The sequence below is a fragment of the Streptomyces albus subsp. chlorinus genome (assembly GCF_013302895.1).
Taxonomy (GTDB): Bacteria; Actinomycetota; Actinomycetes; order Streptomycetales; family Streptomycetaceae; genus Streptomyces; species Streptomyces chlorinus.
The window spans coordinates 4970153-4984359 of the sequence record NZ_VJOK01000001.1; the positions used below are offsets into that span (position 1 = coordinate 4970153).

Genomic DNA, 14207 nt, shown 5'->3' on the forward strand with positions numbered 1-14207 from the left:
CGTGGGGCGCTACGTCGTCAGACGACTGCTCCAGATGGTCCCGGTGTTCATCGGGACGACCTTTCTCATCTTCGTGATGGTCTACGCCGTAGGGGACCCGGTCAACGCGATGTTCGGCGAGCGTGCGCCGGACCCCGCGACGGCGGCCCAGCTGCGCGCGGAATTCAACCTCGACAAGCCGGTCTGGCAGCAGTACGTGCTCTACATGGGCAAGATCTTCACCGGTGACTTCGGCAACGCCTTCAACGGCCAGCCGGTGACGGAACTCATGGGGACGGCCTTCCCCATCACCATCCGGCTGGCCGTCCTCGCCATCGTCTTCGAGATCCTCATCGGCCTCACCCTCGGCGTGCTCACCGGACTGCGGCGTGGGCGGCCCGTCGACAGCGGGGTGCTGATGTTCACCCTCGTCGTCATCTCCGTGCCCACCTTCGTGACCGGCAGCCTCGCCCAGTACCTGCTCGGAGTGAAGTGGGGCTGGATCGCGCCCGCCGTCTCACCGGCCGCGCCCGCGAACGAACTCCTGCTGCCCGCCCTGGTGCTCGCACTGGTGTCGCTGGCCTATGTGACGCGGCTGACCCGCACCTCCCTCGCGGAGAACGCCCGCGCCGACTACGTCCGCACCGCGATCGCCAAGGGGCTGTCCCGGCGGCGGGTGACGGTACGGCACCTGCTGCGCAACTCCCTCATCCCCGTCGTCACCTTCCTGGGAACGGACGTCGGCAGCCTGATGGCAGGGGCGCTGGTGACCGAACGCATCTTCAACATCCAGGGCGTCGGCTTCCAGCTGTGGCAGGGCATCGTCCGGCAGAACTCGCCGACCGTCGTCGGCTTCGTGACCATCCTCGTCATCGTCTTCCTCCTCGCGAACCTGCTCGTCGACCTCCTGTACGCCGTGCTCGACCCGAGGATCCGCTATGTGTGACCCGCACTCCCGCCCCTCCGGCACCGATGCCGGTGTGCTCCCCCGCACCGGGGTGGCCCGCGCAGGCCGCGACGCCCCGGCCCTCGCCCGGCGGGGGGCTCTGCCATGACCGGGACGCCCGCGATCGAGGGGCCCGACGAGACCGCCGCGCTCGCCGGGGCCGAGACCGAGGTGGAGCGTGCCGAGGGCCGCGGTCCCAGGTCGCCGGGGCGGGAGCCGGGGGAGAGGGGGCAGAAGGGGCGGAGCCTGTGGTCGGACGCCTGGCACGACCTGCGCCGCAACCCGGTCTTCCTCCTCGCGGGCCTGCTCATCGCGTTCCTGGTGCTCATCTCGCTGTGGCCCGGCCTGATCGCCTCGCAGGACCCGCTCTCCTGCCGGCTCGGCCGCTCCCTCGACCCCTCGTCGGCCGGGCACTGGTTCGGCTTCGACACCCAGGGGTGCGACGTGTACACGCGGGTGGTCCACGGCGCCCGCACCTCCGTGACGGTGGGCGTCTGCGCCACGCTCGGGGTGGCCGTCCTCGGCAGCCTGCTCGGCGGGCTCGCCGGGTTCTTCGGCGGGATGTGGGACGCGATCCTCTCCCGGGTCACCGACGTCTTCTTCGGCATCCCCATCGTCCTCGGCGGCCTGGTCTTCCTCTCCATGACCGGCAGCCGCTCGATCTGGACGGTGGTCTCCTTCATCGTGCTGCTGGGCTGGCCGCAGGTGGCCCGTATCGCGCGGGGCTCGGTCATCACCGCCAAGCAGAACGACTACGTACTGGCGGCCCGCGCCCTGGGAGCCGGCACCGTCCGCATGATGGTGCGGCACATCCTGCCCAACGCCATCGCGCCGGTGATCGTGACGGCGACCATCGCACTGGGGACCTACATCTCGCTGGAGGCGACCCTCTCCTACCTGGGCGTGGGGCTCCAGCCGCCCACCGTCTCCTGGGGCGCCGACATCTCCGCCGCCTCCCAGGGCATGCAGTTCCGGAACGCGCCGCACATCCTGCTGTACCCGGCCGCCGCGCTCAGCCTCACCGTGCTGGCGTTCATCATGCTCGGCGACGCGGTGCGGGACGCCCTCGACCCGAAGCTGAGGTGAGCCGGTGACCCTGCTCGAAGTGCGCGACCTGCACGTCGAGTTCCGTACCAGGGACGGCGTGGCGAAGGCCGTCAACGGGGTGAGCTACGACGTCGGGGCGGGGGAGACCCTGGCGGTGCTGGGCGAGTCCGGTTCCGGCAAGTCCGTGACGGCCCAGGCCGTCATGGGCATCCTCGACATGCCGCCGGGCCGCATCACCGGCGGCCAGGTCCTCTTCCAGGGACAGGACCTGCTCACACTCCCCCGCGAGGAGCGGAGGAGAATCCGGGGCGCCCGGATGGCCATGATTTTCCAGGACGCGCTGTCGGCGTTGAATCCGGTGCTGACCGTGGGTTATCAGCTGGGTGAGATGTTCCGTGTCCATCAGGGTGCCTCTCGTAAGGAGGCCAAGGCCAAGGCTGTTGAGTTGATGGAGCGGGTGAGGATTCCGGCTGCCCGGGCGCGGGTGGGTGATTTTCCGCATCAGTTCAGTGGGGGGATGCGGCAGCGGATCATGATTGCGATGGCGTTGGCTTTGGAGCCGGATCTGATCATCGCGGACGAGCCGACGACGGCGTTGGATGTGACGGTGCAGGCGCAGGTGATGGAGTTGCTTGCGGATTTGCAGCGTGAGTTCAACATGGGGCTGATTCTGATCACGCATGATCTGGGTGTGGTGGCGGATGTGGCGGACAAGATCGCGGTGATGTACGCGGGGCGGATCGTGGAGACGGCCGGGGTCAAGGAGTTGTACCGCTCTCCGGCCCATCCGTACACCAAGGGCCTCCTCGACTCCATCCCCCGCCTCGACCAGAAGGGCCGGCAGCTCAACGTCATCCGGGGGATGCCGCCCAACCTGCTGGAGATCCCGCCCGGCTGCCCCTACAACCCCCGCTGCCCCCTCGCGCGCGCCGTCTGCCGCGCGGACGACCCGCCGCTGTACGACGTCGCCGCGCACCGGGCCAGCGCCTGCCACTTCTGGGAGGAGATGTTCGATGGCCGGTGACGCCATCCTGGAGGTGCGGGACCTGGTCAAGCACTTCCCGCTGACGCAGGGTGTCCTCTTCAAGCGGCAGGTCGGCGCGGTCAAGGCCGTGGACGGCGTCTCCTTCGACCTGCACAAGGGCGAGACGCTTGGCATCGTCGGCGAGTCCGGCTGCGGCAAGTCCACCGTCGCCAAACTCGTCACCCGCCTGGAGGCTCCGACCAGGGGCACGATCCGCTACAGGGGAGAGGACATCACCCGGGCGCACGGCCGCTCCCTCAAGGCGGTGCGGCGGAACATCCAGATGGTGTTCCAGGATCCGTATACGTCGTTGAATCCGCGGATGACGGTGGGGGACATCGTCGGGGAGCCGTTCGACATCCATCCGGAGGTGGCGCCGAAGGGTGACCGGCGGCGTCGGGTGCGGGAGCTGCTCGATGTGGTGGGGTTGAATCCGGAGTATGTGAACCGGTATCCGCACCAGTTCAGTGGTGGTCAGCGGCAGCGGATCGGGATCGCGCGGGGTCTTGCGCTGCGGCCGGAGATCATCGTGGCCGACGAGCCGGTCTCCGCGCTGGACGTCTCGGTCCAGGCCCAGGTCGTCAACCTGATGGAACGCCTCCAGGACGAGTTCGGCCTCTCCTACATCTTCATCGCGCACGACCTGTCGATCGTGCGCCACATCTCCGACCGCGTCGGTGTGATGTACCTGGGCAAGATCGTGGAGATCGGGACCGAGAGCGAGATCTACGAGCATCCCACCCACCCGTACACCCAGGCCCTGCTGTCGGCCGTGCCGGTGCCCGACCCCGAGACGGAGGGGCGGCGGGAGCGGATCGTGCTGGAGGGCGATGTGCCCTCCCCGGCCAACCCGCCCTCCGGCTGCCACTTCCGCACCCGCTGCTGGAAGGCGCGGCAACGGTGCGCGGACGAGGAGCCGCCGCTGGCCGTGCCCGAGAACTTCGCGGCCACCCTGCCCGACCAGCCCGTACACCACCCCTCGGCCTGCCACTTCGCGGCCGAGCGCGTCGCCGTCGTCCCGCCGGCCGGGGTCTGACCCGGCGGCTACCAGGTCTGGGGGGACGTCCCGTAGGCGGCGGAGCCGCCACCGCGGTACCGCGGGAGCGCGCGGGAGGCGCGCTGCTCGCCGCGGGCGAGGGCCAGCAGGACGGCGGCGCCGGCCACCAGTTCGTACAGGCTGGTCAGCAGGCGCAGCTGCGCCTCGATGCCGAGGTCGCCGAAGTGCCCGAACGCCTCCGTCTTCACGCCGAAGGCGACGGCGAACAGACCGAGGGCCAGCAGCGGGGCCGCGGTGATCAGGCCCAGGGGGCGGGAGAAGGGGGCGCCCGCCAGCGCGGCGACCCCGGCGGTCAGGGAGAGCACGACGACGGACCACTGCACCCAGCCGGCGGGGGAGTCCAGCAGCCGCACGATGGAGCGCTCGCCGGTCAGCAGGTGTTCGTAGCGGTCCCAGCCCACTTGCTGGACGGCGCGTATCTCCCACGCCACCAGCAGCGCGCCACCGGCGCCCAGCAGCAGGAAGGCGGTGACGGCGCCGCCCCGGGTGGGACCGGCGGGAGACCCCTCGGCGGTGTCCTGGGCCGGGAAGCCGTAGCCGTACCCGGTGGAGGGGCCCTGGGCCGGGCGGCGGCCGACGACGGCGGTGACGACCAGGACAAGACCGAGGACGACGGTGGCGATGGTGCTGAAGAGCACCTTGCTCAGCAGCCCGTCCGGAACGCCCTGCATCCAGTCGGAGCCCAGGTTCCACAGGCCGGGGACGCGCAGCACCGCGGTCAGCGATCCGACGCAGGCGAGTATCGCCCCGGACGAGGAGGAGCGGTACGCCGTGACGGCAGCGACCGTGTACAGCAGCACCAGCGTCGGTTCGAGGAACGAGGTGACCCACACTCCGTCCTCGGCGCGGGCCGGCAGGCCCGCCCAGTTCCACCAGACGTCGACCACCTCGTCCGCCTTGGTGAAGTCCCGGGCGATCCAGACGAGGCTGATCAGCGCGAGCGCGGCCAGCAGCAGCGATCCGAAGACGCGCGCCCCGCGCGCGAGTGTCCTGTCCTGGCCCATGGCTCGGCCCCCCGTTGGTGCGGTATCGCGATGTGACAGATCTACCCGTGCCCGGATGTGGCAGATTCACCCGTGTCCACCCACGACCGCCGCCCGGCGTCCAGCGCCCCCACGCGGCACCGGACGGGACCGCGACTGCGCACTCATGTTCGCACGGCTTCCCCTTGTCGCGCTCGGGAACGCCACGGGGCCCCGCACTGCGGGGAGTTGAGCCGCACCGGACTTCAGGGTGACTGCTTCGGATATCGGAGAGACGACGACCACGTTGCGAGACCGTTAAGGAAACTCCTGATGATTTTTGCTCCTATGTCTGATCCTCGGGTGTGATGTCAAGCACGTACAGACCTCGATCTGCGTAACGTTCGCTCAAGAAACCGCGAGACGGTGTTCAGCCTGGCCAACACCTCTTGACTGGTACGTAATCGGCTTGCGAAAGTCCGGCACAACCCACCCGCATCACGCCCAACGATTCGGGTTCCGGCGAGATTTGAGCGCGGGAGCACACACGCGATGACGAGTTCTTCCCAGGCTGCCGAGGCCGGGGCCGACACTCCTGGCCCCGACGACGCGGGCCTGAGTTCTACGCGAGTTGCCAAGAACGGCGAACTCGCGGGCCGATCCCCCGGCCAGCTCATGTGGATGCGCTTCAAGCGCGACCGCACGGGCGTGATCTCGGCGTGCGTCGTGCTCGCCTTCTTCCTGATCGCTGCCCTGGCCCCGGTGATCTCCTGGCTGTACGGCAAGGATCCCTACACGCGTTACGGAGAACTGGATCCCCATCTCCTGAACGACAACGCCTACCCGATGAAGCCCAACGGCGGCATCGACGGCGAGTACTGGTTCGGACTGGAGCCGGGGCTGGGCCGGGATGTGTTTACCCAGCTCATCTACGGGATCCGCACCTCGCTCTCGCTCGCCGTGATCGTCACCCTGCTGTCGGTGGTGACCGCCATCGTCATCGGCGTCGCGGGCGGCTACTTCGGCGGCAAGGTGGACTACTTCCTGGGCCGGCTCACCGACCTGATGATGTCCTTCCCCAACCAGCTCTTCTTCGTGGCCTTCACCCCGGTCGTCGCGGCCCTGCTGGTCGACCCGCGGGACGAGATGCCCACCTGGCTGCGCTCCTGCGTGCTCATCTACGTGATGTGGCTGCTGGGCTGGATGACGCTGGCCCGCCTGCTGCGCGGCCAGACCCTGTCGCTGCGGGAGCGGGAGTTCGTCGAGGCCGCCAAGGTCGCCGGGACACCGCCGTTCCGCATCGTCCGCAAGGAGCTGCTGCCGAACCTGGTCACGCCCATCCTGGTGCAGGCCACCTACATGCTGCCGAACAACGTCACCGCCATCGCGGGGCTCTCCTTCCTCGGCGTCGGCCTGCCCGAGCCCACGCCCGACTGGGGAAAGATGTTCGCCAAGGGCGCCGAGGTGTACCAGAGCGACATCACCTACATGTTCTTCCCGGGCGGCGCGATGGTGATCTTCATCCTCGCGTTCAACCTGCTCGGAGACTCGGTCAGGGACGCGTTCGACCCGAAGTCGGGCCGATGAGGGCCAGGCGCGACCGAGTGGTGGGGGGTGCTGCCACCCCGTACGGCATCAGTCAGGCAGCGACGGACAACCGACAGGCAGGTGCAGACACCACCATGAGCAGAGTGAGCATACGCACGGCGCGTGCGTCCCTGGCGGCGGTCGCCGCCGGCGCGCTGTTCCTCACCGGTTGCAGCAGCGGCGGGGGCGGCGAGGACGGCGAGAAGACCAAGGCCAAGAAGCAGGGCCAGGACGTCTCCTACACGTTCGCCGACGAGGCCGCCTCCAAGGGCCCGGCTCCGGCGGTCAAGGGCAGCAGCAAGGGCGGCACCATCAAGGTGCTCCAGCGCGACAGCTTCGCGCACCTGGACCCGGCCCAGATCTACGTCAGCGACGAGCAGGCCCTCGCCCGGCTGATCCACCGCGGGCTGACGACCTACAAGCGCACCAGCCCTGACAAGTACGAGGTCGTCGGGGACCTGGCCACCGACAGCGGCAAGAAGTCGGACGGCGGCAGGACCTGGACGTACAAGCTCAAGGACGGCATCAAGTTCGAGGACGGCTCGGCCATCACCTCGAAGGACATCCGTCACACGATCGAGCGTCAGTTCGCGCCGTTCATCACCGAGGGTCCGACCTTCGTCCAGCAGTGGCTGGCCAACACGGGCGGCTCCGAGTACCGCAAGATGCTCAAGGACGGCCCCTACAAGGGCAAGCACCTGCCGGACAGCGTCCTGGAGACGCCGGACGACAAGACGATCACCTTCCACTTCAAGGAGCCGCAGGCCGAGCTGCCCTACGCGCTGGCCATGGCGGGGTACGCGGTGGTGTCCGAGAAGAAGGACACCAAGGAGAAGTACGACAAGAAGCCGCTGGCCACCGGCCCGTACAAGATCGAGTCCTTCAAGTCGGGCAAGAGCATGAAGCTGGTCCGCAACCCCGAGTGGGACCCGAAGACGGACCCCTCGCGGAACCAGTTCCCGGACGCCTTCGACATCCAGTTCGGTGTCTCCTTCGAGGACTCCACTAAGCGGCTGATGTCCGACGCGGGCGAGAACCAGACCGCGACCAGCTTCACCAACAGCGTCGACGCCTCCAGCATGCAGAAGGTGCGCAGCGACCCGGGCATCAAGAAGCGGTCCGTCTCCGGTTACCAGTCGTACGTCAGCTACATGAACATCAACTGGGACCACATCAAGGACAAGAAGGTCCGCCAGGCCATCGCCTACGCGCTGCCCAACCAGTCCATCGTCTCCGCGTTCGGCGGCGCCGGCGGCGGTGAGATGGCCGGCAACTACGTGAGCCCCACGCTGGTGGGCCACAAGCCGACCGACCCCTTCGACAAGCTGAAGAAGCCGCAGGGCGACATCAAGAAGGCGGCCAAGCTCCTCAAGGAGTCCGGCAAGAAGGGCATGAAGCTCACCTTCGCCTACCAGAACGCCCCGGAGTGGGAGCAGTTCGCCGTCGCCGCGACCCAGAACCTGGAGAAGGCCGGGTTCGACGTCCAGAAGAAGGACATCATCGCGGACACGTACTACGACCAGATCGGCAAGATCAAGAACAACTACGACATCTACCACAACTCGTGGGGTGCCGACTGGCCGAGCGCTTCGACCGTGGTCCCGAACCTGTTCGACGGACGCCAGGTCCAGGACGGTGCGGCGAACTACTCGCACCACAAGAACCCGAAGTTCGAGAAGGAGATGGACCGGATCAAGAAGATCTCCGACCCGAACAAGGCCGCCGCGGAGTGGCAGAAGCTCGCGGACAAGATCCTCGTCGAGGACGTGCCCGCCGTGCCCATGCACTACTACAAGACGATCCAGCTGTCCGGATCGAAGATCGGCGGCGGCTACTTCGACGAGCAGCTGCACGACATCAACCCGACGTCGCTGTACGTGAAGAAGTAACACCCGGCGCCGTCCCGGCCGCCCGGCCCGCTGGGGCCGGGCGGCCGAGGCCCGCCACCTCCTCGTCCTGCCCCGGTACGTCTCGATTCCGCTGTCGCACGAGAGCTGCGTTCCGTCATGCTGCGATTTCTTCTCCGCCGGTCGCTCGGCGCCGTGGTGATCCTGCTGATCATCAGCGCCGTCACCTTCTTCCTCTTCTACGCCGTCCCCCGGGACCCGGCGATGCTGGCCTGCGGCAAGAACTGCACGCCGGACGCGCTCGCGGTCATCCGCAAGAACATGGGGATCGACGAACCGATCCCGGTCCAGTACTGGCACTTCATGGTCGGTATCGTCGCCGGGCGCCAGTTCCCGATGGGCAACTGCCCGGCACCCTGCTTCGGCTACTCCTTCGCCAACCAGGACCCCGTCTGGGAGACCATCCTGGACCGGTTCCCCACCACCGTCTCGCTGACCGCCGGCGGCGCCGTCGTCTTCCTCACGATCGGTCTGGGCGCCGGCATGATCGCCGCCTGGAAGAAGGGCACCTTCGCCGACAAGTTCTTCAGCTCGATGTCGCTGGTGCTCTCCTCGATGCAGATCTACTTCATCGGTCCCCTGGTCCTCGCGCTGGTCGTCTACAACCTCAACCTCCTCGACCAGCCCAAGTACGTGCCGCTGACCGAGGATCCGGCGGGCTGGTTCATGGGCCTGCTGATCCCCTGGTTCGTCGTCCAGATCATCTTCACGGCGAACTACACCCGACTGTCCCGCTCCTCGATGATCGAGCAGCTCCAGGAGGACCACGTCAAAGCGGCGCGGGCCAAGGGCATGTCGGGCAAGTACGTCTTCTTCCGCTACGCCTGGCGCGGTTCGCTCATCCCCATCGTCACCATCTTCGGCGTCGACCTCGGCTCGCTCTTCGGCGGCGCGATGATCACGGAGTGGACGTTCTCGCTGCCGGGCCTGGGCACCCTCGCGGTGAACTCGGTGCGCAACACCGACCTGCCCATGGTCATGGGCGTGATGCTCTTCGCGGCCACCTTCATCATCCTGTTCAACATCATCGTGGACGCCGCCTACGCGTTCATCGACCCGCGCGTGCGGCTGTCCTAGGAGAACCTCCGCCATGAACTCCCTGACCAAGGAAGCGGACGTACCGGCCCCGCGCGACGCGGCCGACGAGGGCGCCTTCCTCTCGGTGCGCGACCTGTACGTGCACTTCGACACCGAGGACGGCACCGTCAAGGCCGTGGACGGGCTCTCCTTCGACGTGGAACGCGGCCGTACCCTCGGCATCGTCGGCGAGTCCGGCTCCGGCAAGTCGGTCACCAACCTGTCCATCCTCGGCCTGCACAACCCGCGGACCACCGCCGTGTCGGGGAAGATCCTGCTGGACGGCCAGGAGCTGACCGGCGCCCGCGAGAAGACGCTGGAATCGCTGCGCGGCAACAAGATGGCGATGATCTTCCAGGACGCGCTGACCGCCCTGTCGCCGTACTACACGATCGGCCGGCAGATCGCGGAGCCGTACCGCAAGCACATGGGCGTCTCCAAGCGGGAGGCGCACCTGCGGGCCATCGAGATGCTGGACAAGGTCGGCATCCCCAACGCCAAGACGCGGGTCAACGACTACCCGCACCAGTTCTCCGGCGGTATGCGGCAGCGCGCGATGATCGCCATGGCGCTGGTGTGCAATCCGGACCTGCTGATCGCGGACGAGCCCACCACCGCGCTCGATGTGACCGTCCAGGCGCAGATCCTCGACCTGCTCAAGGACCTCCAGCAGGAGTTCGGCTCCGCGATCATCTTCATCACCCACGACCTCGGCGTCATCGCGAACGTGGCCGACGACATCCTGGTGATGTACGGGGGACGCGCCGTCGAGCGCGGCTCGGTCAGCGAGGTGCTGCGCGCCCCCCAGCACCCCTACACCTGGGGCCTGCTCACCTCGATGCCGCGGCTGACCGGCGACGTCAACGAGGAGCTGACGCCGATCCACGGCTCCCCGCCCAGCCTGCTCGCGCCGCCCCCGGGCTGCCCCTTCCACCCGCGCTGCGACTACAAGGACGCGGTCGAGGGCCGGTCCTGCGCCGGCGACCGGCCGCTGCTGCCGGACGGGCGCGGCGCCGCCTGCCATCTGACGGCGGAGCAGAAGCGCACGTTCTTCATCGAGCAGATCAAGCCCAGGCTGAGCTAGGACAGGCAGAGGGAGAACCAGACCAATGAGTGAAGACCTCACCCTGACCCAGCACGGCGAGGGCTCGTCCGAGGGCGCCCGGCCCGCCCGCAGGGGGGAGCCGCTGCTGAGGGCCGAGAAGCTGGCCAAACACTTCCCGATCATGGGGGGTTTCCCCTTCAAGCGGAAGGTGGGCGAGGTCCAGGCCGTCTCCGGGATCGACCTGGAGGTGCACGCGGGCGAGAGCTTCGGCCTCGTCGGTGAGTCCGGCTGCGGCAAGTCCACCACGGGGCGGCTGCTGACCCGGCTCCTGGAGCCCACCGGCGGCACCATCAGCTACGCGGGGCAGGACATCACGCACGCCACGCGCAAGCAGATGGCGCCGATCCGCTCCGAGATCCAGATGATCTTCCAGGACCCGTACTCGTCGCTCAACCCGCGGCAGACGGTCGGCGCCATCATCGGCGGCCCCATGGAGGTCAACGGCATCAATCCGCCGGGCGGGCGCGAGAAGCGCATCCGCGAGCTGCTGGAGACCGTCGGCCTCAACCCCGAGCACTACAACCGCTTCCCGCACGAGTTCTCCGGCGGCCAGCGCCAGCGCATCGGCGTCGCCCGGGCGCTCGCGCTGGAGCCCAAGCTGATCGTGGCCGACGAGCCCGTCTCGGCGCTGGATGTCTCCATCCAGGCGCAGGTCGTCAACCTGCTCCAGAAGGTCCAGCGCGAGATGGGCATCGCCTTCGTCTTCATCGCCCACGACCTGGCGATCGTGCGCCACTTCTCCGAGCGGGTGGCCGTGATGTACCTCGGCAAGATCGTCGAGGTGGGGGAGCGGGAGGCCATCTACAGCCGCCCCCGCCACCCCTACACGCACGCGCTGCTGTCCGCCGTGCCGGAGGCCGTGCTGGCCGGGGAGGAGCAGTCGGGCGGCGAGGGCAAGGAGCGCATCCGCCTGGCGGGCGACGTGCCCTCGCCGATCAACCCGCCCTCGGGCTGCCGCTTCCGCACCCGGTGCTGGAAGGCCCAGGACAAGTGCGCCACCGAGGAGCCCCCGCTCGTGCGGATTCCGGGCAACGAGGAGGGCCACCTGACGGCCTGCCACTTCCCGGAGGAGCCGACCATCGCGGCCCGCGAGGAGGACATCGTGCTGGACAAGGCCCTCAAGGCGATGGAGGACGCCCCCGCGGACACGGCGAAGAAGAGCTGAGGCCGGGGAGAAGAGCTGAGGCCGGGGAGAAGAGGTGAGGCGGCGGCGGGCCCGGCCCGCCGCCGTGGGCTCAGCCCGCCACCCCCAGCGCCCGCTTGAGGAAGCCGACCTGCAGCAGCAGGAGGTTCTCCGCGACCGTGGCGTCGCTCGCCATGTGGGTGATCCCGCTCAGCGGCAGCACCTCGTGCTGCCGCCCGGCGGCCAGCAGCGCGGAGGACAGCCGCAGCGAGTGGGCGACCACGACGTTGTCGTCCGCGAGCCCGTGGATGATCATCAGCGGCCGGTGGGGGCTGTCCTCGGCCACTCCGGACAGTCCCTCGTCGGTGATCAGTGAGGACTCCGCGTACACCTCGGGGTCGTCCTGCGGGGTGCCGCAGTAGCGCTCGGTGTAGTGGGTGTCGTAGAGCCGCCAGTCCGTGACCGGGGCGCCGGCGATCGCCGCGTGGAAGACGTCGGGCCGCCGCAGTGCGGCCAGCGCCGCGAGGTAGCCGCCGTACGACCAGCCGCGGATGCCGACCCGGGTCAGGTCGAGCGGGAACTCGCCGGCCAGCGTGTGCAGGGCCTCGATCTGGTCCTCCAGCGTGACGGTGGCGAGCCGGCGCGCGACGGCCTTCTCCCACCCGGGGCTGTAGCCGGGTGTGCCGCGGCCGTCGGCGGTGACCACCGCGAAGCCGTGGTCGGCGAACCACTGCGAGGTCAGGTGTGCGTTGTGCGCGGCGACGACGCGCTGCCCGTGCGGTCCGCCGTAGGGGTCCATCAGCACCGGCAGGGGTCCGTCCGACTCCCGGTAGCCGGTGGGCAGGACGACGGCGGCGGGGATACGCCGTTCGCCGGTGTGCAGCAGGCGCGGCGCGGTGGCCAGCACGGGCTTCTCGGCGAACGACTCGATGACGCCGAGCGGCGCCAGGTCCTTCTCCCGCAGCACCACGACGCGTGCCCCGGGGCGCGCCGGGGTCGCGGTGGACAGCACCAGCGTGCCGCCGCCCCGCACCGCGGAGGCCAGGTGCGGGGCGTCCTCGTCCGCGACGCGCGCCGCCTCGCCGCCGGCCAGCGGCACCCGGTACACCCCGATGTCGCCGGGCCTGGTACGGAGGGCGGGGTCGCCGCCGTCGCCCTCGGACGCGGTGACGAGGACGTCCTCGGCACCGATGTCGAGGACGGCCCGCACGTGCAGCCGTCCGGTCGTGAGCCGCCGTGCGCCCGCCATGAGCACGCGTGCGCCCGCGGTCCCCTGGCCCTCGTCGGTGATGCGGACCAGGCTTCCGTCCGGGGCCCAGGCCGGGACCCCGCCGAAGAGTTCCAGCCAGATTCGATCATTCTCGGTGAGTGTGACGGAAGTCGCACCCGTGGTGGTGTCCACGCTCAGATAGGCCGCCTCGCGCTGGTCCCTGCTCTGCACCAGCAGCAGCGGCGGCCCGGCCGGGGACCAGTGCACGCGGGCGAGGTAGGGGTGGCGCTCGCGGTCCCACACCACCTCGGTCCGCGTGCCGTCGAGCCCGATCAGATGCAGCGTGACCTCGGCGTTCCCGGTGCCGGCCGCCGGGTAGGCGACCCGGGCCGGCTCCTGGTGCGGATGGGCGGGGTCGGCCAGGGACCAGCGGCGTACGGGGGCGTCGTCGACCCGTGCCACCAGCAGCCGGGTGGAGTCCGGTGCCCACCAGTGGCCGCGGGTCCGGGACATCTCCTCGGCGGCGATGAACTCCGCGAGCCCCCAGGTGACGGTGTCGCTCCCGGGCTCAGCGAGCGCACGGTCGTCCTTCCCGGAGGCGGCGGTCACCCGCAGGGCGCCCCCCGCCACATAGGCGATGTGCCGGCCGTCGGGGGAGGGGCGCGGGTCCACCACGGGAGCCGGTGCGGGCAGCTCGCGCGCCTGCCCGGTGAGGAGGTCGGCCACGAAGAGGCGCCCCGACAGGGAGAACGCGGCCATCGTCACGGAGGTGTCGGTGGCATATCCGACGATTCCGGCCGTGCCCTCGCGGCTCCGCTCCCGCCGGGCGCGCTCCTCGGCGGACAGCTCCTCCTCCGCCCCGCCCAGCAGCGCCCCGGGGTCGGCCGCGAGGCGCTCGGCACCGCCGGCCACGTCCCGCACCCAGAGCCGGTGCGCGCGGTCGGAGCCGTCACGGGAGCGAAGGAAGACCACGCGTGAGCCGTCCGGGGAGACGGTGAAGGACCGCGGGGCACCAAGTGTGAATCTGTGGGTACGGGCGTGCTGCTGCGGGAAAGTCGTAGCCATGCGGCCGACCGTACTGTGCTCCAGCCGGGCTGTGATCCACTCCGGATGCTCTCCGGGACACCGCTCCGGCCGCTCGTGTGTGGCTGGAACTGAATATGCGCCCCTCGTCTGCACCTGT

The 14207-nt window shown here is 69.3% G+C and carries 11 protein-coding genes; 9 read left to right on the forward strand and 2 right to left on the reverse strand.

Going from position 1 to position 14207, the window contains the following annotated elements; all coding sequences use genetic code 11:
* The first annotated feature begins 1 nt into the window (after window position 1).
* The 4 genes from FM076_RS21790 (at window position 2) to FM076_RS21805 (ending at window position 4032) form a co-directional block, all read left to right on the forward strand.
* Window positions 2-925: an ABC transporter permease subunit gene (locus tag FM076_RS21790; RefSeq protein ID WP_173872662.1), complete on the forward strand. Its 924-nt coding sequence runs from the start codon at window positions 2-4 to the stop codon at window positions 923-925.
* Between the two features lie 105 nt (window positions 926-1030).
* Window positions 1031-2011, forward strand: a complete 981-nt coding sequence (locus FM076_RS21795; protein WP_173872663.1) for an ABC transporter permease — start codon at window positions 1031-1033, stop codon at window positions 2009-2011.
* A 4-nt stretch (window positions 2012-2015) separates the two neighbouring features.
* Entirely contained in the window at window positions 2016-2996 is a 981-nt protein-coding gene (locus FM076_RS21800; RefSeq protein ID WP_173872664.1) for an oligopeptide/dipeptide ABC transporter ATP-binding protein, read from the forward strand.
* The gene (locus FM076_RS21805) at window positions 2986-4032 is read left to right on the forward strand and encodes an ABC transporter ATP-binding protein (RefSeq protein ID WP_173872665.1); all 1047 of its coding nucleotides are present in this window, start codon (window positions 2986-2988) and stop codon (window positions 4030-4032) included. The genes FM076_RS21800 and FM076_RS21805 overlap by 11 nt, the downstream gene beginning before the upstream one ends.
* Window positions 4033-4040: 8 nt before the next feature.
* Here the strand turns inward: FM076_RS21805 and FM076_RS21810 are convergent, their stop codons facing one another.
* The gene (locus FM076_RS21810) at window positions 4041-5057 is read right to left on the reverse strand and encodes a hypothetical protein (protein ID WP_173872666.1); all 1017 of its coding nucleotides are present in this window, start codon (window positions 5055-5057) and stop codon (window positions 4041-4043) included.
* Window positions 5058-5567: 510 nt separating this feature from the next.
* Here FM076_RS21810 and FM076_RS21815 point away from each other — a divergent pair.
* The 5 genes from FM076_RS21815 to FM076_RS21835 all read left to right on the forward strand — a co-directional run bounded on the left by FM076_RS21815 (window position 5568) and on the right by FM076_RS21835 (window position 11856).
* Window positions 5568-6602: an ABC transporter permease gene (locus FM076_RS21815; protein ID WP_173872667.1), complete on the forward strand. Its 1035-nt coding sequence runs from the start codon at window positions 5568-5570 to the stop codon at window positions 6600-6602.
* 95 nt (window positions 6603-6697) lie between these two features.
* Window positions 6698-8491: an ABC transporter substrate-binding protein gene (locus FM076_RS21820; RefSeq protein WP_173872668.1), complete on the forward strand. Its 1794-nt coding sequence runs from the start codon at window positions 6698-6700 to the stop codon at window positions 8489-8491.
* Window positions 8492-8608: 117 nt separating this feature from the next.
* Window positions 8609-9586, forward strand: coding sequence for an ABC transporter permease (locus FM076_RS21825; protein WP_173872669.1), 978 nt, complete (start codon window positions 8609-8611; stop codon window positions 9584-9586).
* Between the two features lie 13 nt (window positions 9587-9599).
* Window positions 9600-10670, forward strand: a complete 1071-nt coding sequence (locus tag FM076_RS21830; RefSeq protein WP_173872670.1) for an ABC transporter ATP-binding protein — start codon at window positions 9600-9602, stop codon at window positions 10668-10670.
* A 25-nt stretch (window positions 10671-10695) separates the two neighbouring features.
* Complete coding sequence (locus FM076_RS21835; protein WP_173872671.1) at window positions 10696-11856, forward strand: ABC transporter ATP-binding protein; 1161 nt, start codon at window positions 10696-10698, stop codon at window positions 11854-11856.
* A 70-nt stretch (window positions 11857-11926) separates the two neighbouring features.
* Here the strand turns inward: FM076_RS21835 and FM076_RS21840 are convergent, their stop codons facing one another.
* Window positions 11927-14089: a prolyl oligopeptidase family serine peptidase gene (locus FM076_RS21840; RefSeq protein WP_173872672.1), complete on the reverse strand. Its 2163-nt coding sequence runs from the start codon at window positions 14087-14089 to the stop codon at window positions 11927-11929.
* Window positions 14090-14207: the final 118 nt, after the last annotated feature.

What these genes read in the sequence shown, in the direction of transcription:
- FM076_RS21795 (WP_173872663.1), top strand. Translation starts at nt 1,031, where the DNA reads ATGACCGGGACGCCCGCGATCGAGGGGCCCGACGAGACCGCCGCGCTC.
- FM076_RS21805 (WP_173872665.1), top strand. Translation starts at nt 2,986, where the DNA reads ATGGCCGGTGACGCCATCCTGGAGGTGCGGGACCTGGTCAAGCACTTC.
- FM076_RS21810 (WP_173872666.1), bottom strand. Translation starts at nt 5,057, where the DNA reads ATGGGCCAGGACAGGACACTCGCGCGCGGGGCGCGCGTCTTCGGATCG.
- FM076_RS21815 (WP_173872667.1), top strand. Translation starts at nt 5,568, where the DNA reads ATGACGAGTTCTTCCCAGGCTGCCGAGGCCGGGGCCGACACTCCTGGC.
- FM076_RS21820 (WP_173872668.1), top strand. Translation starts at nt 6,698, where the DNA reads ATGAGCAGAGTGAGCATACGCACGGCGCGTGCGTCCCTGGCGGCGGTC.
- FM076_RS21825 (WP_173872669.1), top strand. Translation starts at nt 8,609, where the DNA reads ATGCTGCGATTTCTTCTCCGCCGGTCGCTCGGCGCCGTGGTGATCCTG.
- FM076_RS21830 (WP_173872670.1), top strand. Translation starts at nt 9,600, where the DNA reads ATGAACTCCCTGACCAAGGAAGCGGACGTACCGGCCCCGCGCGACGCG.
- FM076_RS21835 (WP_173872671.1), top strand. Translation starts at nt 10,696, where the DNA reads ATGAGTGAAGACCTCACCCTGACCCAGCACGGCGAGGGCTCGTCCGAG.
- FM076_RS21840 (WP_173872672.1), bottom strand. Translation starts at nt 14,089, where the DNA reads ATGGCTACGACTTTCCCGCAGCAGCACGCCCGTACCCACAGATTCACA.